This window comes from Flagellimonas sp. 2504JD4-2 (assembly GCF_053642935.1).
Genome location: NZ_JBSIOV010000001.1, coordinates 1,176,445 through 1,197,616, shown reverse-complemented (window position 1 = coordinate 1,197,616; position 21,172 = coordinate 1,176,445). Strand labels below are relative to the sequence as shown.

At 40.4% G+C, this 21,172-nt stretch carries 22 protein-coding genes; 4 read left to right on the top strand and 18 right to left on the bottom strand.

Translation table 11 applies throughout. The features are described from left to right. Nucleotides 1-35 precede the first annotated feature (35 nt). Nucleotides 36-1,031, bottom strand: a complete 996-nt coding sequence (locus ACULLH_RS05420) for a PorP/SprF family type IX secretion system membrane protein (RefSeq protein WP_454087702.1) — start codon at nt 1,029-1,031, stop codon at nt 36-38. A 126-nt stretch (nt 1,032-1,157) separates the two neighbouring features. Here ACULLH_RS05420 and ACULLH_RS05415 point away from each other — a divergent pair, with 126 nt between their 5' ends. From ACULLH_RS05415 to ACULLH_RS05400, 4 genes are all read left to right on the top strand, one after another. Continuing rightward, nucleotides 1,158-2,054 (top strand): NifU family protein, encoded by an 897-nt coding sequence (locus ACULLH_RS05415; protein ID WP_454087701.1) that lies wholly within the window; start codon nt 1,158-1,160, stop codon nt 2,052-2,054. Nucleotides 2,055-2,124: 70 nt separating this feature from the next. Next, entirely contained in the window at nt 2,125-2,325 is a 201-nt protein-coding gene (locus tag ACULLH_RS05410; protein WP_073178959.1) for a dodecin family protein, read from the top strand. A gap of 56 nt (nt 2,326-2,381) precedes the next feature. After that, on the top strand, nt 2,382-4,490 hold the full coding sequence (locus ACULLH_RS05405; protein ID WP_454087700.1) for a thioredoxin domain-containing protein: 2,109 nt from the start codon (nt 2,382-2,384) through the stop codon (nt 4,488-4,490). Nucleotides 4,491-4,739: 249 nt separating this feature from the next. After that, nucleotides 4,740-5,564, top strand: coding sequence for a mechanosensitive ion channel family protein (locus tag ACULLH_RS05400; protein WP_454087699.1), 825 nt, complete (start codon nt 4,740-4,742; stop codon nt 5,562-5,564). On the opposite strand, the gene tsaB is transcribed toward ACULLH_RS05400, so the two are convergent. The 17 genes from tsaB to cyoE form a co-directional block, all read right to left on the bottom strand. Further along, entirely contained in the window at nt 5,565-6,242 is a 678-nt protein-coding gene (tsaB, locus tag ACULLH_RS05395; RefSeq protein ID WP_454087698.1) for a tRNA (adenosine(37)-N6)-threonylcarbamoyltransferase complex dimerization subunit type 1 TsaB, read from the bottom strand. A 16-nt stretch (nt 6,243-6,258) separates the two neighbouring features. Then, complete coding sequence (locus tag ACULLH_RS05390; protein ID WP_454087697.1) at nt 6,259-7,611, bottom strand: TolC family protein; 1,353 nt, start codon at nt 7,609-7,611, stop codon at nt 6,259-6,261. 28 nt (nt 7,612-7,639) lie between these two features. Then, nucleotides 7,640-8,779 (bottom strand): efflux RND transporter periplasmic adaptor subunit, encoded by a 1,140-nt coding sequence (locus tag ACULLH_RS05385; protein ID WP_454087696.1) that lies wholly within the window; start codon nt 8,777-8,779, stop codon nt 7,640-7,642. Between the two features lie 31 nt (nt 8,780-8,810). Further along, nucleotides 8,811-10,073: an ABC transporter permease gene (locus tag ACULLH_RS05380; RefSeq protein WP_454087695.1), complete on the bottom strand. Its 1,263-nt coding sequence runs from the start codon at nt 10,071-10,073 to the stop codon at nt 8,811-8,813. Between the two features lies 1 nt (nt 10,074). Then, complete coding sequence (locus ACULLH_RS05375) at nt 10,075-11,304, bottom strand: ABC transporter permease (protein WP_454087694.1); 1,230 nt, start codon at nt 11,302-11,304, stop codon at nt 10,075-10,077. Next, nucleotides 11,294-11,998, bottom strand: a complete 705-nt coding sequence (locus ACULLH_RS05370) for an ABC transporter ATP-binding protein (protein WP_454087693.1) — start codon at nt 11,996-11,998, stop codon at nt 11,294-11,296. The genes ACULLH_RS05375 and ACULLH_RS05370 overlap by 11 nt, the downstream gene beginning before the upstream one ends. A 97-nt stretch (nt 11,999-12,095) precedes the next feature. Continuing rightward, nucleotides 12,096-13,208 (bottom strand): efflux RND transporter periplasmic adaptor subunit, encoded by a 1,113-nt coding sequence (locus tag ACULLH_RS05365; protein WP_454087692.1) that lies wholly within the window; start codon nt 13,206-13,208, stop codon nt 12,096-12,098. 36 nt (nt 13,209-13,244) lie between these two features. Then, nucleotides 13,245-14,504, bottom strand: coding sequence for an ABC transporter permease (locus ACULLH_RS05360; RefSeq protein WP_454087691.1), 1,260 nt, complete (start codon nt 14,502-14,504; stop codon nt 13,245-13,247). A gap of 22 nt (nt 14,505-14,526) precedes the next feature. Beyond that, nucleotides 14,527-15,771 carry an ABC transporter permease gene (locus ACULLH_RS05355; RefSeq protein ID WP_454087690.1) on the bottom strand — a complete coding sequence of 415 codons (1,245 nt, stop codon included), beginning with the start codon at nt 15,769-15,771 and terminating at the stop codon, nt 14,527-14,529. Between the two features lie 114 nt (nt 15,772-15,885). Further along, a complete protein-coding gene (locus ACULLH_RS05350) occupies nt 15,886-16,098 on the bottom strand; it encodes a hypothetical protein (RefSeq protein ID WP_454087689.1) in 213 nt (70 codons plus the stop codon). A 10-nt stretch (nt 16,099-16,108) separates the two neighbouring features. Continuing rightward, nucleotides 16,109-16,645, bottom strand: coding sequence for a DUF420 domain-containing protein (locus ACULLH_RS05345; RefSeq protein WP_454087688.1), 537 nt, complete (start codon nt 16,643-16,645; stop codon nt 16,109-16,111). After that, nucleotides 16,642-17,388 carry an SCO family protein gene (locus ACULLH_RS05340; protein ID WP_454087687.1) on the bottom strand — a complete coding sequence of 249 codons (747 nt, stop codon included), beginning with the start codon at nt 17,386-17,388 and terminating at the stop codon, nt 16,642-16,644. Before ACULLH_RS05340 ends, ACULLH_RS05345 begins: the two co-directional genes overlap by 4 nt. Beyond that, nucleotides 17,369-18,001 (bottom strand): hypothetical protein, encoded by a 633-nt coding sequence (locus ACULLH_RS05335; RefSeq protein WP_454087686.1) that lies wholly within the window; start codon nt 17,999-18,001, stop codon nt 17,369-17,371. The genes ACULLH_RS05340 and ACULLH_RS05335 overlap by 20 nt, the downstream gene beginning before the upstream one ends. A gap of 70 nt (nt 18,002-18,071) precedes the next feature. Beyond that, nucleotides 18,072-18,455, bottom strand: coding sequence for a cytochrome C oxidase subunit IV family protein (locus ACULLH_RS05330; RefSeq protein ID WP_454087685.1), 384 nt, complete (start codon nt 18,453-18,455; stop codon nt 18,072-18,074). Between the two features lie 46 nt (nt 18,456-18,501). After that, a complete protein-coding gene (locus ACULLH_RS05325; RefSeq protein ID WP_454087684.1) occupies nt 18,502-19,476 on the bottom strand; it encodes a cytochrome c oxidase subunit 3 in 975 nt (324 codons plus the stop codon). Between the two features lie 94 nt (nt 19,477-19,570). Continuing rightward, the gene (locus tag ACULLH_RS05320; RefSeq protein ID WP_454087683.1) at nt 19,571-20,152 is read right to left on the bottom strand and encodes a cytochrome c oxidase subunit 3; all 582 of its coding nucleotides are present in this window, start codon (nt 20,150-20,152) and stop codon (nt 19,571-19,573) included. 4 nt (nt 20,153-20,156) lie between these two features. Continuing rightward, the gene (gene cyoE / locus ACULLH_RS05315; protein WP_454087682.1) at nt 20,157-21,059 is read right to left on the bottom strand and encodes a heme o synthase; all 903 of its coding nucleotides are present in this window, start codon (nt 21,057-21,059) and stop codon (nt 20,157-20,159) included. Nucleotides 21,060-21,172 lie beyond the last annotated feature (113 nt).

Genomic DNA, 21,172 nt, shown 5'->3' with positions numbered 1-21,172 from the left:
GGTCGAAAATGGTCTATCCTTTGGATAGGCCTTTTTTAGTTATTGGCAGCTGGGCAGTAACAATCGTAGCGTTTACCTTGATCATTCTGACCGAAATCGTACCCCAGCGTTATCTGATGGAATCCACCATTGTCGAATCGAATATCTCCTGACTGGTATGAATAATTATATGAGAACAGGAAGTTTTTGTAGTTCACCCCAACGATTGGTGTAAACAATTGCAACCTTTGCTCCCCAAATGCGCCATTGGTCTGAAATTGGGCCCCATCGAAGCTTCTACGATAGGATAATCCGCCCCAAACCGTTCCAAAACTGACATCTCTGTACACTTTGGCGTTAAAATCTATGGTTTTTTCCTTGGTAAAATCCGTCAATTGAAAAAGTACAGATGGTTCAATACGGGTTTTTCTCCCAAAAACATATCCAGCTGAAAGCAAATATCGTCTCAAATTATCAAATTCCGCAGCGGTATAAAGATCTCGACCACTACCTAGAATGTTCAAGACGGCAGCATGGGCGTAAAATTCCAAAAGGTTGTAAGATACTCCCAAATCCACATTGAAATAACTAGCTGTATTCTTTACCCCGGTAATTACGGGGTCAGGCACAACTGACCTAAATTCTGTTTCATCCAGACTACTCAAGATAATGCCTGCACTCAACCCAAAGGAAATTTGATTCAAGGTCCTAAAATCGCCTGCTAATTGTAAATGATGCGCATATGTCGCTTTAAATCCGGTCTGGGAATGGTATCCATTGGAGTCATTGAACAAAATCCCACCTACACCACTTCGTTCTCCAACTCTAGAGTTAACGTTCAATGTCTGCAGATTCGGGGCTTCGTCCACACTAAACCATTGCTTACGGGCCGTAAGCCTAATCTTGGTTCCTTCAGCGATTCCAGCCATGGAAGGATATACCAAATAATAGTTATCCGCTAAATAATCAAAGTAAATAGGTATTCCCTCTTGAGCCTTGGTAGTAAGCCCAAAAAATAGGATTAAGATTAATGGGGTCAAATAGCGTCTCATGCAACAGTTTTGGGCTATAGTTGGGGTTTAAAGGTAATCAAACAATTAGATAACGGTTGAAGCAGTACATTATTATATATTTTGACTCTCTTATTTACTTTGGTATTTTTGCACTAAATCGTCGCTATGAAAGAATATAACATCACAGTTGTCGCCACAAATAATGCTAAAATCCTAAAATTTGAGGCGAATCACTTCTTGGTCAAAGGAAGTTATGAATATAAAAACATCGATGAAGCCAAGAACTCACCCCTGGCCCAACAGCTGTTTTATCTACCATTTATCAAAACCGTTTATATTTCCGGCAATTTTGTCGCATTGGAACGCTTTGATATTGTGGAATGGGAAGACGTAAAGGATGAGGTAGCGCAACAACTTGTTGAATATTTGAATGCAGGTGAACCCGTTGTGAGTGAAGAGGACATCAAAAAGAAACAACCTATTACCGTTTATGCGGAGGTGACTCCCAATCCGGCGGTTATGAAATTTGTGTCCAATAAAAGAATCGTACCCGCCACCTATGAGTTCAAAAATATCGAAGAGGCCAAAGATTCGCAATTGGCCCGTGAACTGTTTCATTTTCCTTTTGTAAAAGAAGTGTTTTTGGACGAAAATTATGTTTCGGTATCTAAATATGACGTCGCGGAATGGGACGAGGTTACTATGGAGGTTCGTGAGTTTATCAGGGACTTTTTGGCTGATGGAAAAGAAGCTGTTTCCCAAACAGCGATTGAGAACGCGAAACAAACGGCCGAACAGCAGGTAAACCAAACCCAATACGATGCCACTTCACAACAAATCGTGGATATTCTCGAAGAATATGTGAAACCTGCCGTAGCCAGTGATGGGGGCAATATTCTTTTTCAATCCTATGAAGAGGAAAGCAAAACGGTCAATGTTGTTTTGCAAGGGGCTTGCAGTGGATGCCCGTCCTCCACGTTTACGCTAAAAAATGGCATCGAAACGATGTTAAAAAATATGATGGGCGACAAAGTAAATGAAGTGGTCGCCATCAATGGTTAATTTCGATTGTTTATACTGCCTTTAACATCAATTTTTCCTAAATTGGATAAATTTAAAATCATTAACTATTATGGCAGTATTAAAAGTAATCGAGGTATTGGCCAACTCTGATGAGAGTTGGGAGCAAGCCGCCAAAAACGCATTGGATCAAGCGTCCAAATCCGTCAAAAACATCCGCTCAGTTTACATCAATGAACAAAGCGCATCTGTTAAAGACGGTAAAATTGATGACTATAGAGTAAACGTAAAAATTACGTTCGAAGTAAAATAATCAAGGGCAGCAAAAAGCGCCCTGTTCGGGCGCTTTTTTTATGTCAAAACATTTTTATGATCAAAAGAATAGCCATTTTATTTGTTCTGTTTTCCTTAACCCAGGGATGCACCCAAAAAGCGACCAAAGTGGAGCACAAACACACCAACGCACTAATCAACGAAACCAGTCCCTACCTCCTTCAACATGCACATAACCCTGTAAATTGGGAAGCTTGGAACCCAGAGGTTTTGGAACGCGCCAAAAAAGAGGACAAACCATTGCTCATCAGTATAGGATATGCGGCCTGTCATTGGTGCCATGTCATGGAAAAGGAATGTTTCGAGGATGAAGAAGTGGCTCAAATGATGAACGATAATTTCATCAATATTAAAATTGACCGGGAAGAAAGGCCAGATGTAGATCAAATTTATATGGATGCCATTCAAATGATGTCTGGAAACGGCGGTTGGCCTTTGAACATCGTCGCCCTCCCGGATGGCAGACCATTTTGGGGTGCGACTTACGTCCCAAAGGGAAATTGGATCAAATCCTTAAATCAACTTATCGAACTCTACAAAAATGATAGGTCTCGAATAGTACAGTACGCTACGGATCTATCCAACGGAATAAATGCTATAAATCTTGTAGAAAACAAGGCCGATGCCGACACCTATTCTTTAGATCAGCTGGATAATGCAGTATCGAATTGGTCGAAGCATTTTGATAATTATTTGGGAGGATATAAACGTGCACCAAAGTTTATGATGCCCAATAACTGGGAGTTTTTATTGCACTATGCAACGGCCAATAACAAACCTGAATTGCTTGAACAGGTTAATACCACAATGACCCGAATGGCCTACGGTGGAATTTATGACCATGTGGGTGGTGGTTTTTCGCGATATGCGGTTGATACTAAATGGCATGTGCCGCATTTTGAAAAAATGCTTTACGATAATGGCCAGTTGACCAGTCTTTATGCCAAAGCATATGTGGTTACAGGGAACGAGCTATACAAAAATGTGGTCAATGAAACCATCGAATTTGTAAAAGAAGAACTTTTGGACGAAAACGGCGGTTTCTACTCCTCGTTGGACGCGGACAGCTTGGATGAACATGGAGAACTAGAAGAAGGAGCTTATTATGTATGGACCAAGGAAGAACTAAAACAGTTATTGGCTTCCGATTATGACGTTTTCAAGGATTATTTCAACATCAATTCTTATGGCCTTTGGGAAAATGGGAATTATGTGTTGATACGGGATAAGGATGATGATGAAATTGCCGAAAAACATGATCTTTCAGTATCGGACCTGAGGACAAAAATGAAAGACGCCCTTAATGTCTTAAAACAAGAAAGAACCAAACGTTCCAAACCTCGGTTAGATGACAAAATCCTTACTTCATGGAATGGTCTAATGCTTAAAGGACTTGTTGATGCATATCGCTATTTGGGAAATGAAGAATATCTCAAATTAGCCCTTACAAATGCCGAATTCCTTGAAAAGGAAATGATCAAAGAGGATTTTTCCCTTTTCCGAAACCATAAAGAAGGTAAAAGTAGCATAAATGCATTTTTGGATGATTATGCCACAGTTATTGAGGCCTACCTTGCGCTCTACGAAGTTACTTTTGATGAAAAATGGTTGATGTATGGCAAAAAATTGCTCGATTATACCAAACAACATTTTTCGGACAGTGAATCTGGGATGTTCTTCTATACTTCGGATGAAGACGATTCTTTAATACGAAGAACCGTGGAAACCAGCGATAATGTAATATCCGCTTCGAACTCGATTATGGCTAAAAACCTGCTTAAATACCATAAGTTGTTCTCAAAAGAAGGTTATGGTGAAATGGCGGAACAAATGGTTAAAAATGTACAGGCCGATTTTGACGAAAGTGCCCAAGGGTTTGCGAATTGGTTACACTTGGTGCTCTATAAAAACCAGAATTTCTATGAAATTGCGGTGGTCGGGGAAAACTTCAATGATCTGGGCAAAGAAATTGCAAGTAATTACCTTCCCAATAGCATTTTGGTGGGATCGCCCAAAGAAGGTACTATCGAACTGTTGAAAAGCAGGTACAACGAAGGGCAGACTTTGGTTTATGTTTGTATAGAAGGAGCGTGCAAGCTTCCTGTCACTTCAGCTCAGCAGGCACTGGGACAACTAAAGAATTGACCTTGCTTCAACGTAACGCCTAGGACATTTGGATAAAAATTCGTCAATTCGAGTGTTCTGAAGGTACTTCGGAATGTATCGAGAATCAGAATTTTTATAACAAGAACCTTGTTCTCGATACTTTTTCCTTTGGAAAAAACTCGAACTGACGGTTTTGCATCAAGAAATTTCAAAATGCTCTGGGGGTTTAATGCGGTTAAGTTGCAAAAAATGACAGTTTAATTTTTCTTTGTTTTTTATTTGACTACTATGGAAGAGTTTTGGAATCTTGAACTACAATTGGAAAACGCCCTCAAGCAATTTTTGGATTACCTCCCCAAACTAATTTTGGCGGTTGTAATCTTTGTTGTTGGTTTATGGATAATTAGGCTCATAAATCGGTTGGTTCACAAATTCTTTGAACGTAAGGATTACGATGAAACCTTGGAGAGCTTTTTACAAAGCTTTATCAATATTGGCCTTAAGGTATTACTGATTGTAGCCGTAGTTACTGAACTTGGGGTACAATCTTCTTCACTTATTGCCATGGTCGGGGCCGCAGGCTTGGCGATTGGCCTTGCCCTTCAAGGTTCTTTGGCCAATTTTGCTGGCGGCGTTTTGATTTTGGTCTTTAAACCGTTTAAAGTCGGTGATTGGATTTCCGCTCAAGGTTTGGAAGGCACAGTGAAACAAATTACCATTTTCAGCACCAAACTCAACACTTTTGGGAATCAAGTGGCCATTATTCCCAATGGACAGCTTTCCAACGGCAGTATTGTGAATTATAACATGGAAAATACCCGACGAGATAAGTTTGATGTGGGTATTGGTTATGGCTCCAACATTAAAGAAGCCAAAGAAATCTTGTTGAAGGTTTGCGCAGACAGTCCTCATATTATGACCGACCCGGCACCCGAAGTGTATGTCGGAGAATTGGGTGATAGTTCGGTAAATCTTACTTTACGATTTTGGGCTAAAAATGATGTGTTTTGGCCCGCGCACTTTTATGTTATTGAAGAAACCAAACAGCGTTTTGACCAAGCTGGAATTGAAATTCCGTTCCCGCAAAGAGTGGTTCACGGAGCTGTGGAATAACTATTTTGCTTTTTTGGTTTGCAGTACAAAATCCTTTAGGTAAAAGGGCTCAAAATAAGCCACATCCTCAAAAGTGTTTTCTTGGAATTTCTTGAAGGAAAGGGATGCCATTTCCCTAGCTGAAGGTACTATCGCCGTATTAAAATGGAAATTGTTCCTGTTTAGAACCTCTTGGCACTTCGCTGCACCGCTACCTACTATATGGACCTTCTGGAAAGCGCTGTAATCGCTAAAAGAGTCCTCTGTGATGATTTCCGCCCTTGTTTCCCGAAGTTCGCTAAAATCATGGTCAAACACGGAAGAATAGACCTCCATCCTACGGGCATCCAACACGGGAATCACTACCTCCCCTTCTGTCAATTGCACTTGACAGGCCATACTCTGTAAAGTGGGGACCGAAATCAAAGGTAAGTCCAATGAAAAACACAATCCCTTGGCAGCAGAAACACCAATTCGAAGTCCAGTGTACGACCCAGGCCCCTTACTTACCGCTATTGCATCCAAATCGGAAAAAGATAAGGAGGCCTCGTCCAAAGCCTCCTTTATAAATATATGTAATTGTTCTGAATGGGAATAGTTAATGGCATTGTTCTCTTTCAAACAAATAATGTCATTGCCCTTCGAAATACTTACGGAACAATTCGTGGTAGCTGTTTCTAAATTTAGTATTCTGGCCATAGCGGCCACAAAGATACTAGTTTAGGGAAATCGGAATACCAAAATAGAACTCCAATATCTTCAACCTGAAAATATAGTCGTATTTGGTTCTGATCACATCCGCTTCAGCGTTATCAACCCGTGATTGTGCCTGACTAAAATCAAATGCGTTCATCAATCCAACATTAAAACGCTCCTTCGCATAGTCATAGGCCAATTTTCGGGCTTCCAAAGTTTTTTCTGCAGCCTCATATGCCTTAAGAAAGGTGGTCACATCCACATAGGCCTGTTGAATATTGGTTTCCAAATCCAGTTTATCTTGCTCCAATTGTAGTTTGGCTCTTTCTAACCCGATCTTTGAACGTTTCACGTTATTTCTGGTGCTCCATCCGTTGAAAATAGGAACATTCAATTGCGCCCCATAAGAGATTCCATCAAAAATCCATAATTGATCCGTGAAGTTTGGTGTAAACGGAACTCCATTTGCATCAGGAATCTGTGTTACATCAGAATATCGGGTTCCATATTGGAAAAAAGCTGATACCGTTGGGTAGTTAGCACCCTTAGCAATTTTCAAATCTTCTTCGGCCAATTTCACATTGGATTCCGAAAATTTAATGTCATTTCTAAAGCCAAGCGCCTTATCAAAAATCACCTTAGCAGAATTGTTCAATACATCTGATGGTGGAATATCGAATTCTTCATCCGCTATATCGAAGTTCTCATAATCCGTAATTTGTAACAACTGGGCCAAATTCACCCTTGAAATCAACACTAAACTTCCTCCGTTGACTACCTGCTGCTCTTGATTGGCGGCCGTCGCTTCAATCTCCAAAAGATCACCTCTGGGCGAAACTCCGGATTCGACCAATTCCCTTGTTCGTTTTAAATCTTGTTCGGTGACGGCCAACTGCGCCTCGAAAGTCCTTAACTGTTCCTTATTGGACAACACTTGCAGGTATGCATTGGCCACGCTCAATCGAATATCGTCCTTAAGGTCATCCAACCTGTACTGATTGGCAATAGCGTTTATTTTAGCTCGGTTCAACTGTCTAATATTGCGGAGACCATCAAATAAGGTAACATTTGAGCTTACACTTGCATTAACGTTAAATGCCGTACTGTTCGTTGGAAGGTTGTTTGTAGGATTAATGGAAAAACCCGTGTTACTCGAAACGGTTGATGATGCGTTCAAACCTGGGAGCATATTTCCCAAAGCGTCGGATTCATCGATCTTGGCATTTTCCAAATCGAGTTCAAACTGTTCTATGGTCAAGTTATTTTCAACTGCGTAGGTGACACATTCTTGTAACGTCCATTTTCGCATTTGTGCGTTTGAAATGGTCATCGCAAAGAGCAAGACCAGCAGTGTTACTAATCTACTTTTCATTCGTTTTTTGATTTTTGATTTTATGGGATTAGGCATCTTCTTCAGAGTTTTCCTCATCATCTTGCCCCTTTTTGATCGGTTCAGTCTTGTTCCATTGTTTTACCTCATCAGATTCGTCAAGACCAGAAACTATTTCCACATTTATGCCATCAGAAATTCCTATCTCAATGTCGCGGCGTTCAAACTGCTGCTCACCTGTGGCAACTTCAACATATGGCTTATCGGTTTCTTTATCAAATTGCAATAGGGCTTCCGGAATCACCAAAATACTATCCTTCTTTTCCAAAACCAGTGATGCATTGGCACTGTAACCTGCACGGATAAGAAAGTCATCCTCAATAGCTACATCTCCTTCAATTTTAAACTGAACAGCTCCGGATTCCTCAATACCTTTAGGTGCAATAAATTTTAGATTCGCATCGAATTCCTTATCCTCGATTGCTCCCAGGCTAATTGTTAATGGCATTCCCAATTCCAATTTACCTACCTCTCCTTCATCCACCATTCCTTCAAAAATCATTTTACCTAGATCAGCAATGGAAGCTATAGTAGTCCCGTCGTTAAAGTTGTTACTTTGGATTACTTGGTCACCTTCCTCCACAGGAATTTCTAAAATGGTTCCGGTAACCGTAGCCCTAATGTTTGTATTGGCACTTGCAGAACCTCCGGCAGAACCCCTTCTGATTATTTGATAGTCAGCTCTTGAATTTTTAAGTTCTTGCTGCGCTTGGTCATAAGTCAATTGCTGATTATTGAAATCTTGACTTGAAATAACCCCTTTGTCGAACAAAGCCTTGTTTCTATCATATTCGATTTTGGCATTGTTCAAGGCCAATTCTGCGTTTCGAACTCGACCTGCAGCTTGATTTAAGGACTGCTCGTTGGGAACTACCTTAATTACTGCAATCAAATCCCCAGCTTTGACCTGGGCTCCCTCTTCTAGGTAAATCTTATCGATAATACCAGAAATCTGTGGCTTGATTTCCACTTCATCCTCCGGAATTACCTTGCCCGTGGCCACCGTTTTCTTCTCAATGTTAGAAATGAAAGGTGTGTGGGTTTCGTATTCTATCGTTGATTTACTGTTTGATTTTATAAAAAATGTAGCCGCCCATAAAGCACCAAAAACAAGTACTCCAAGTCCTACCCATTTTAAAATTTTCTTCATTTTCTTGATTATTTAGTTTTTCTATTTTCTTTTATTCTTCTCTTAATGCGTCGATTGGTCGAATGCTTACCGCTCTTTGCGCAGGAATCAATCCAATCAATATTCCCAATATCAGCATCAGTGCAAAGGCACCCACTACCAATGGAATAGGCACGGTTGGATTTGTATACGGGAAATCGATTCCCTGTGTTGCATTATTTACAATATTTAAGGTGAGTGCTCCCAGGATAATTCCCATTACTCCAGCAATCAAAGTCAAGAACAAACATTCAAGAATTATTAGGGTTCTTACCTCTCCTGGAGTGGCTCCAAGCGCTCTTCGTACTCCAAGTTCTTTGGTTCGCTCCTTCACCGAAATCAGCAAAATGGCACCAATTCCAATAATACCCGCCAAGATTGTAGCTATACCCACAATCAAGGAGATAAATGTCAATCCCTTTGAAAAGCCCATTATTTTACTGAAAACCTCTCCAAGATTAAAGGTTCCGAAGGCGCGTTCATCCGTTGGATCAACCCTGTGAATACTTTTAAGTACGGATTTGACATCCTCTTCTACCTGTAATACATCGGCATCGTCATAAGCGGCCATTGAAAACCAACCTACCTGATCTCCGGAGTTATAAAGTCTTCTATACGTTGTAAAAGGGATATAGATATCGCTATCGGAGTCGAATGGTGCATTTTGAACAAATTTGTGCACCCCGACTACCTGAAAATAAATACCGTCTATACGGATATATCCTCCTATGGGGTCTTCATCTTCCTCGAATAGCTCTTGCTGTGTTCGTTCTCCTATGATGCAAACTTTGCGGGCCTGTTCAATATCATCGTCATTAACAAACCTTCCTCCATCATATATCTTCTTCGTGGCAATCTTGGTAAAAACCGGAAAGTCGCCATACACTGGATAGCTTCCAGATTTTGAACCTCTAATAATCGCAGCAGGAGATGAACCAAAGGTGCCTTTTACATTCCTAGGAGCAATGTACTGCAAGTCGGGAATACGATTCTGTAAAACAGTGGCATCTCCCAATTTTAATTGTAACTGGCGTCCTGTCTTAAAACCGCTATAAGGTTTACTGGTGCTTTGAGCCCAAGCAAAAAGGCTGTTCATCGCAACAGTCTCGAACGATTTTTCAAAACCATTATCCATTCCCTTGGCTGCACCGGACATCGCGATGTAGACAAATATTCCCCATAGCACCCCAATAATGGTGATTATGGTACGTATTTTATTTTTCCGGATTGATCCGAAAATTTCTTGCCAGGTATTTCTATCAAATAATAGTCTCATCTTACTCGTCTCTTAGTGCAACTATGGGTTTTATTCTTGCCGCTCTTCGAGCTGGGATGTATCCTGCCAAGGCACCAAAAAGAATCAGAAATATGGTTGCAATTATGGCTATCGTTGTATTTATGTATGGATTCTTAATAAAGAAATCCTCCAATTTTGTGCCTATGGAATTCAAAACCGCCAGACCTATCAACATTCCCAGATAACCGAATATGGTAGTAATGAATACGGACTCGATCAAGATGGAACTGATGACTGCTTTAGGAGTGGCTCCCATCGCTTTTCTAATGCCAATTTCTTTGGTACGCTCCTTCACTACGAAGACCATAATGTTACTAATACCGATTATTCCAGCAATCAGGGTTCCCAAGGCAAAAACTGAGGCTATGATGGCCAAAATATTGGCGAATTGCTGGTTTTGCTTTAATTGATCCGCAACATTCCGTATAAATAGGCCATTGGGATCTGCAGGACTAATGTATTTTTTATCCCTAATAAACTTGTCAAGACTTTTTTGAAAGGCCATTGCACCTGCATATCCTATTTCAGGTTTGAAGCCTATTATAATCTGATCTATTTTATCGGTATTCTTTTCAATAAGTTGTCTTGTGGTATAGGGAATATAAATGTAGCGCTCCTCATTATCCCCTCCATCGTCCTGAAAGACACCGATTACCTTGAAAACGCTTCCGCCAATGTCAATATATTTATCTATTGCATTTTTTGATCCAAACAGGTCCTGTTCCACCAAACGACCAATTACAGCGTATTTCGTTCTGTCCTTGACATCGGTCTCATTGATGTATCGACCTTTCATAATGATTGTTTTCTCATTAAACTGATGGCCGGGACCTACTGCTCTCGTATTGTAGTTGTTGGATTCTTCTTTGTATTTGGTCAGTGCAGAACGCGAAATTCTTGGAGTAACATAATCCAGGAACATTGCAAAGTTCTTTTTGATATCTACAAGATCCGAATTATCAAATTCGATTCTTCTTCTAGATTTATATCCCTTATAGGGCATAGTAGTCCTTCCGGGAAAAAGAAAGAATGTATTGGTGGCATCATCGTTAAAAAACTCCTCAAAAGTATTTCGGAGTCCATTGGTCAGACCAACTAAAGAGACAAAAATAAGGATACCCAATGCCACGGTAAAACCGGCCAAAAAGGTACGTAGCTTATTTTTTTTGATGGACAAGAATATTTCTTGCCATGTGTCTCTATTGAACATATTCGGACGCCCTTACTTGTTTTACTTTTTTGTCCTCTACGATAACACCATCCCTAAGGTGCACGATTCGTTTGCACATATGTGCAATATCTTCTTCGTGGGTCACCACTAAAATAGTATTGCCTTCATCGTTGATTTTTTGGATAAGGTCCATTACTTCGTATGAAGTGGTACTATCCAAAGCTCCTGTCGGCTCATCGGCCAATAGTACTTTGGGCTCAGCCGCCATGGCTCTCGCAATAGCCACACGTTGTTTTTGACCTCCAGAAAGTTCATTGGGTAAATGTGTAGCCCATTCTTTTAATCCTACTTTTTCCAAATAACTCAACGCCTTTTCCTGTCGCTCCTTTCTAGCTACCTTTTGGTAATAAAGTGGAAGGGCAACATTTTCCATCGCGTTCTTATAGTTGATAAGATTGAAGGACTGGAAGACAAATCCCAAAAACTTATTCCTATACTGGGCAGCTTTGGTCTCACTAAGGTCTTTAATAGGAACTCCATCCAAGGTATATTCTCCCGTGTCGGCCTCATCCAACATTCCCAAAATATTAAGCAATGTGGATTTTCCCGAACCTGAGGATCCCATGATGGCAACCAGTTCTCCTGCCTCAGCTTTAAAATTGATTCCCTTTAATACATGCAGGGAATTGCTCCCCATTTTATAGGACTTGTGAAGGTCTTTGATTTCTATCATGATTGGTGATATTAGCTATCTGGCACTTTAATTCCTGTAATATGACTTACAAGTTGTTAAAATGTTACAAGATTATTTGAAATTTTTTGTTAAATGGTTATTCAGCGTTTTCTTCTTCCTCGATTGCGTTCCAAACCTTGATTTTATCTTCCTCACCAAGTCCTGATTTTACTTCAACGAAAATACCATCGCTGACCCCCAATTCGATCTCCCTACGCTCAAATTGTTGTTCTGAAGTTTCAACCTCCACATAGGGTTTTTTGGTCTCATCATCGAATTGGACCAAGGCTTCTTTAAGTGCCAAAACACTATCTGCCCGTGCCAAAATAATTGAAGCATTGGCACTAAGACCTGCTCTAATGAATACAGAATCCTGTTTCTTCAATGTCCCCTTTATTTCAAACTGAATGGCTCCATTCTCCTCTTTTCCTTTGGGAGCAATATAATCCAGCACTGCATCAAAAACCTTATTTTCTATGGCACCTACAGTGATTTCCAAAGGAAGATCTTCTGTTATTCTTCCAACTTCTGATTCATCAACTTTACCCTCAAAAATCATTTTTTCCACATCGGCAACTGCTGCAATTGTGGTTCCTTCATTAAAGTTGTTACTTTCAATAACTTGGTTTCCAACCTCTACAGGCACTTCCAGTACCATGCCTCCAACCGTTGAGCGAATCAAGGTGTTGGCAGCATTGCTCAACCCAGATGTTGTTCCGGTTTTCACAATATCATACCTTTTATTGGCCGCGCCATAAGACTGCCTAGCTTGGTCAAAAGCAACTTGGGCACGTTCCAAATCAGCTTTGGAAATTACTCCCTTATCAAAAAGCGATACCTGTCTTTCGTAATTTCTTTTTTGGTCGTCCAAATTGATTTTGGCTTCATCGATAGCATTCTTTGCATCGTTCAACGCATTCAAATTAGGTACAACCTTTATTTTGGCCAACAGATCTCCGGATTTTACGTAATCCCCCCCTTCAACATAAATCTCTTCGATTACTCCTGAAATGTTCGGTTTGATCAACACTTCTTCCAAAGGAAGAATACTGCCTGTTGCAACTGCTTTTTTTACAATATTTTGTTTTGATAGCTTTTCCGTTTCATACACTACAGGGTCCTCTGTATTCTTTTGATAGAGATAGTACATGGATCCCCCAAACACTACTATTATGAGCAGCAAAATGATTATGGTTACTGACTTTTTCATTGTATTAATTATAGTTTATTTTGATTGATTTAATTTCTATTCAGTTCGAAGAGCTTCTATTGGACGCACACGTATAGCACTGTTTGCGGGTATAAACCCTGCCAAAAGTCCGGACACCATTAATATGACCAATGCACCCGTAACAACACCAACACTTACATTTGGGTTGATGAACATATCCACTGGTCCGACGCTATCCAATAGCGAGTTGATGCCATAGATAACCAGTGAACCAAAAATAATTCCGACCATCCCTGAGATTATGGTCAAAAAAATGGATTCCATAAGAATCTGTTTTTTGATGGACCAAGGTTGTTCTCCAAGTGCCCTGCGAATTCCTATTTCTTTTGTACGTTCCTTGACCACAATAAGCATAATGTTACTCACCCCAATGATTCCGGACAGCAAAACCATGATACCCACGATATATGCGATAGCTTTTAGGCCAACAAAAAGACTCTCTACCCTGTTGAACTGTTCATATAGGTCGAAATAACCGATCGCCCTTTTATCCTCAGGGTGGACCTTATGCCTTTCCCGCATCACATCGATGATATTTTCTTTCAATTTGGATATCGAACTTCCATCATTTGCAGTAATTGCCATCCAACCTACATCTTCGCCTCGGTTGAATGCCTGGGAAAATGAAGTAAAGGGGACATATATTTCTTTTTGTGCCTCTTCCCCATCGCCATCGTTATTCTTCTTCTTATACGTTCCAATAACCATGAAATTGACCCCTTGAATCTTAATATAAGTACCCAGGACCTCCTCGTCTTTTTCATATAGTTCGGACTTTACCCCCTGACCAATGACCGCGACCTTTCTTTTCTCCCTAATGTCATTATGATTGACAAATCGACCGGAGGTGACCGTCATGGGATCCTGGTTAATGATTTCAGGATAATCACCATAAACGTTATAGGCACCGACTCGAATGCCACGAATCACATTACCGGCACCTCGGAATCCACCCAATTGGTTTCTCGGAGAAACAAAACGCAGGTTGGGTACGTTGTCCCAAATGGCTTGAACATCGCTCACTTTAAACTCGAAACTTCTATCCTTGGGTAAACCTTCGTAAGGTTTGGTAGTTCTTCGCGTCCACATGAACATGGTATTGGTCGCAATATCACCAAAATCGGCTCGAATACCGTTTTCAAAGCCTTTGCCTGCGGCCAATAATACTATCAGGATGAAGATTCCCCAACAAACTCCAAATGCGGTGAGTATGGTTCTACCCACATTGCTTGTGAGCACCTCCAATATTTCTCTCCATCTATCCCTATTGAACATTTTAAATTATTCTGCTGGTTACTTATTCTTCCCTTAACGACTCTATTACCTGAACTCTTGCCGCTCTCAACGCGGGCACCAACCCTGCGAGGGCTCCTGCAAAGACCAATACTAAAACCGTTGAAAATGCCACCTTAAAATTTACCGAAGGATTCAAAACATAGTCAATTTGTACATGCGGTCCCAATATTTCGAGAAGGCCCATGCTGAAAATCAAACCGGAAAATCCGGAAATGGCTGTTACAAAAATGGACTCGTGCATGATCATTCCAACTATGGACCAAGGTTTGGCCCCCAAAGCTTTCCGAATCCCTATTTCACGAGTACGTTCCTTGACCACAATGAGCATGATATTGCTCACTCCAACAACTCCGGCAATTATGGTACATCCACCAACAAACCAGAAAAACAGTTTCATGCTGTTGGTAATACCGTAATACCTCTTTGCCTCCTCCATCGCACTCCAAACATTCATGGCTCCATTGTCATCAGGTGCTACAATATGCGCTTGTTGCAAATACGTTCTCAATTCATCCTTAAACTTTACCGCCTGTGCAACGGCTTGGTCAAAATTCTCCACCTCAGGAAGTGTATAGGATAAACTGTTTACTCTATTGCCGCCGTTAAAAACGCGCTGGGCCGTGGTGATAGGAATGTAGATACGTTCTTCCTCCCTATCCTGCATTTCTCCAAAAACTCCAACTATTTTAAAAGGGATGCCCGAAATGTCAATAAACTCTCCAACAGGAGTATCGACATCGGTAAAAACGTCCTTTTTAATTTTATTGCCAATAACCGCAACCTTACCAGTGGAAATCTCATCTTGGTAATTTACAAAACGGCCTTCCACCATTTTAGGTCCTTCTATAAACTGAAAGTCGGCATTGACACCCTGTACACTATAGACCAAGGATTCTTTTCCATAATTCACGGTAATGTTTCGCACAAATATCCGGGGAGATTTATACTCAACAGTCTCCTTGAACATAGAAGTTGTAGCTTCGAAGTTATCGTTGTTGAACTGAATGCGCCTTCCGGGGTTCAGGCCTTTAAATTCTTTGGAAGTAACTCCTGGCCACGCCCATACACTTGTAGTGGCATCTTGCTTGAACTCATGCTCAATACCATTTCGCATTCCTTGGCCGAATCCCAATAAAATAACAAGTATGAAAATACCGGATGCTACGGAGAGTCCGGTTAAAAATGTGCGCAGTTTGTTCTTCCTTATGGTGTCAAATATTTCTTGCCACCTTTCAATGTCGAACATGATGGTTGGTGTTTGATGATTGATGAAATACGTTAACGTACTTCAATATGACAAAATTTATGCCATATTGTTACACTTTAAAGGTAAAAAAAGTGTTAAAACTTTAAAAATATGCTATTTGCGCAACTTTCTGTAGACAAAATAGAAAAGTCCACCCACCAAAATGTAAGGAATAGCCATTAAGTAAACGATGCCATTGTTGATGCCCTCCGCGGTATCGCCCCCGACCTCACTTTCCACAACGGCACGACACATGGCGCATTGAGCTTCGGTTATTTGGGGCAGTAGCACCGCCACAATCAATACTATGCAAAGTTTTATCCTCACTCTTTAAGCTTTAATATTGATAATAGGGTGAAATCATCAGATATACAATTACCCCAGTGACAGCCACATACAACCAAATAGGGAAAGTGTATTTGGCCCATTTTCTATGGGCCTTGTAATCGCCCAAATATCCTTTTGAGTACGTATTCAATACCAAAGGTATAATGACAATGGAAAGTAAAATATGGGTAAGCAAAATAAAATAGTAGATATACTTTATGGTTCCTTCCCCACCAAAGTCAGTTCTTATGGACGTCATATGATAGGCCACGTACATTATCAAAAACATCACCGAAAGTACAATGCATGTGGTCATCAATCTTTGATGCAGCAATTGATTACCTTTTTTAATTGCTATCACCGCCACTACGAGCAAAACAGCTGTAAGCCCATTGATCGATGCATAGATAGGTGGTAAAAAAGTAAGTGGCTTGGCATTTGGAATCTTGTACATGAAAAGCAGTACGACCAATAATGGCACCGCTATGGAAACCGCAGTTATCCATTTTTTAAATTGCTTTTCGTTTGCTGAAATTGCTTCTTTCATTTCTCCAACAGTAATTTATTAATATCCTCTTTTAACATTGTTATCTGTTGTGCCTCGCCCTCGGCATTCACGCCCTGTTTTTCTGTTATCGTTCCTCGGTAATATATCAATGGATTGCCATATTCATCATTCCTTGAACGAATGTAACCCTGTTTGTCCACCAAAGCGAACATTCCGGAATGTTCAAATCCACCTGGAGCATCCTCCACTTCGTTGGCTACAATATAGAACCCTTCCTGTGCCAATTTATAGATCGCATCGCGATCGCCTGTCAAAAGATGCCAATCCTCATCTTCCACTCCGTACTTATCCGCATATTTTTTAAGGATGCCAGGGGTATCATACCGTGGATTTATTGTGAACGAAGCCACACCAAAATCCTTTTGGTCCATAAAAGTATCCTGCAGTTCCACCAAATTTCTGGTCATAATGGGACAAATGGTCGGACAAGTGGTAAAAAAGAACTCAACTACATAGACCTTTCCCAAATAATCTTCATTGGAGACCAATAAGCTGTCCTGGTTTAAGAAGGAAAAAGCAGGTACCTTTCTTTTTTGGCCATTCCCGATAATAAAACCCAATTCTTTTTGTGGGGCATGGACACTCATTCTATCTTTTTCCACCACGTCCCCTTCTTTGAGTTTTTTGGTCATTTCATATACTGCAAAAATGCCAAAAACCAGAATGACGGCTGATATCCAAACGTAATTGTATTTCTTCTTACTATTCGCTCCTGTCGGCATTGTTCTTCTTTAGTGCTAGACGATATTCTGCAAGAATAATCTTTACATCGTCTTCCATTTTATTGTTCAATTCTGCTACGGAGGTGGTATTAAATCCGTACTTGATACCTTCATCCTCGTCATCATTTCTCCCTCTAAGGTTCAGATCTTTATCTATGATGAAAACATAGGAAGTACCCATATCATCATCCAATCGCATTCCTGTTTGCATACTCTCGAAAACCGAAGCTATTTCTTGGTTGGTCCCAAATGCGAAATTCCATTTTTCAACCTCTGACAATTCCCCCAATTCCTTTTTAAGGGCAGCGGCTTTGTGTTCATTGCCTTCTGGAACAAGCATCACAATTTGAAAATCGTTGAACTTCCCGAAACGCTTGTAGATTTTTTGATTTAGGTTAAAAGCATTACCCCTTCTATTTTCAATCCCATCTCCCAAAAAACCCAAAAGGGTAATCTTATCCTTTAAATCAACATCACCATTAAAGTTTGATAAATCCGAGACGTTTTCGGTTAGGGTCGGTAGTTTGCCAAAGTTGTTCACCCCAGAGGCAAAAAAGAGATAGGCCACCAATGGAAGTATAAATAGAACAACTAAGACAAATGTTTTCTTCATAAGATTTTGGGTTGTGCAAAAATAAAAAAGACGGTTTTAAAAACCGCCCTTTTCATTTGTTAATACTTTTCTAGAAATTCCAGGATAAAAACCCTTCCTTGAACACGGTGTAAATATAATCCGCTTCAAACAGGAGTATGAACACCAAATAGCATATCAAAAATATTGGGGTCCATACGATAGCTCTACGCAATGCACTTCTTTCATCGCGCAAGTGCATAAAGTCCCAAGCAATGTAGTATGCCTTTACCAAGGTAAGAATGATAAATATCCAATTGAGGAGTTTCATTCCAATGAAATAGTTTTGGGTCAAAACTTCCGGTTTGTAAATACCCAGAATAACCTCCACAGCTGTAACCAAGGATAAAAAGACCAATACGCCCCAAATCTTCTGTACATTGGATTTAAATTTCCAAAGTCCTCTAAATATTTCCAGTTTATGATCGTGTGCCATTATATATTATTGTTTGGATTCCTGCTTTCGCAGGAATGACATAAAATTATACCAAATAAAAGAATGTAAATACGAATACCCAGACAAGGTCTACAAAGTGCCAGTATAAACCGACTTTTTCAACCATTTCATAATGTCCCCTGCGCTCGTAGGTACCCAAAATAATATTAAAGAAAATTATAATGTTGATTATTACCCCCGAGAATACGTGGAATCCGTGGAATCCTGTTATGAAAAAGAAGAAGTCAGCAAATAAACGACTTCCATATTCATTATGGATAAGGTTTGCACCTTCAACAACTTGGGTTGCATCCTTAAGCTTCGCCAGTGATTCTTCCCGCGACAGCAGAGTTTTTTCTCCTTCCTCATTAATAGTTTCAGTACGAATCAAAATATTAGGTGTGGCCTTGAAACCGGTTACAACCTCATTCAACGAAAACGAAGTTTTATAGCCTTCTTGCATAAACCAAACCCCTTCGCTTTTTTCGTGCTCAACCCTATCCTCAGGTAGTGCTTTTGTAAAATCGGCCAAGGCAGCTCTTTCCCCTGTTTCAGCATCGACAAATTGAAGTATTCTTCCTCCTTTGGTCTCCAACGCACCAAAATCACCTTTTATAAAGGTTGCCCATTCCCAAGCCTGGGAACCAACGAATATGGCACCACCGATAATAGTTGCGAACATGTACCAAATAACCCTGTTCTTCTTCATTTTATGTCCTGCATCCACAGCAAGTACCATGGTTACGGAAGACATAATCAAAATAAAGGTCATAAAGGCTACATAAATCATGGGATAATTTCCATGGAAAAAGGGTACGTGGGTAAATACCTCATCGGCAATTGGCCAAGTCTCAATAAACTTGAACCTTGAAAAGCCGTAGGAAACCAAGAAACCAGAGAAGGTCAAGGCATCCGAGACAATAAAAAACCACATCATCATTTTTCCGTAGCTAGCGTTAAGTGGCTGATTTCCGCCTCCCCAAACGCTTTCTTCTGTACCGGTAGTCACGGTTGTACTCATATTAAAAAGGTCGTTTTAATAAAACTTTCACAAAAATACATCTTTTGGTGTATTCGAAAAGATAAAGTTGAATGAAAACTAAACGGATTCAAATTTATTTCACGAAATACATGAATAGTATTAAATACACCCAAAGAAAATCCAAAAAATGCCAAAATGTAGCACCGAGCTCCAAGCCTAGCATCTGTCCCGGCATATATTTACCACGCAATTGTTGCACCAAGACCACCAACAGTGAAATAAGTCCTGCAACCAAGTGGGCGATATGCACCGCTGCAATCAAAAACACATAGGACATTTTAATGTTGCTGGTGGGACCCGTAAAGTAATATCCGTTTGCCACCATCTGTGAGAATCCCACAAATTGCAACGCAACGAACGTAATCCCCAACACCAAGGTTATGACCAAGAAAAGTGTTCCTTTGGATTGATTATTTCTTCCGACGGCCAATTTGGCCAAATAATAGGTCAAACTGCTCAATATGATGACCGCTGTGCTAACAAAAAATGCATCAGGCAGTTCCAGATCACTAATCCAATCCTCACGCTTACTGCTCACAATATAGGCGCTGGTCCAACCGGCAAAACCCATAATCAAACTCACAATACCGAACCACAGCATCATTTTCTTTGCGCGACGGTTCTTTACTTCAATATCTACTTCGGTCAAATCCATATGATTAGCTAACAAACTTATCTATTACGTATATTATTTGAATGAGTGAAATGTAGGTGACACTGGCCAACATTAATCGTCTTGCTGATGCATTGTCCCTTTTTTCATAAAGCTTAAATGCAAATATCAGCATCACCACTCCGGAAAGCAACACTATTACAGCAGCCGGAATGGACAAGTGCAACCGTCCTGTAAAACCAAAGGCCGGCATAATGGAAATCACAATCATCCAAATGGTGTACAAAATAATCTGAAGGGCCGTTCCGGCATCTTTTTTGCCTGTGGGAAGCATTTTGAATCCTCCCTTTTTATAATCTTCATCCAGCATCCAACCCAACGCCCAAAAGTGTGGGAATTGCCAAAAAAATTGAATCATGAACAAGGTTCCCGGTTCAATACCAAATTCGTTTGTAGCCGCGACCCAACCTAACATAAAGGGAATGGCTCCTGGGAATGCGCCAACGAAAACAGAAAGCGGCGTTTTGGTCTTTAGCGGTGTATAAACACTAGTATACAAAAAGATTGAAATAGCACCGAACATAGCTGTTTTTGGACTCAACATGTACAAAGCTATCACTCCTACAACAGTTAAAGTGATGGCAATCGCCATCGCCATTTGCACCGACATTCTTCCAGCAGGGATTGGTCGGTTGCGGGTCCGGTTCATCAACGCATCAAGGTCCTTTTCAATCACCTGATTGTACGCATTGGAAGCCCCAACCATGCAATATCCACCAAAAGCCAGCAACAAAACAGCTAGCAAATCGATTTGTGGTGCGCCCAAGAAATAACCAGCAATTGAAGAAAAAACCACGCTAACAGCCAGCTTGGCTTTAGTGATTTCCTTAAAATCGGCAAAAGTCAAAGTCAAAGATGTACTTTTTACGGAACTTACGGCAGGTTTCATCCACAAATTCAATTGGCTGGCAAAGATAGCGTCAGGACATCTCATTTCCAACCTATTGTCGGTCTTTATGTTATTTTTGAAGGGACCATACGTCTTATTAATCAAAATCAAAC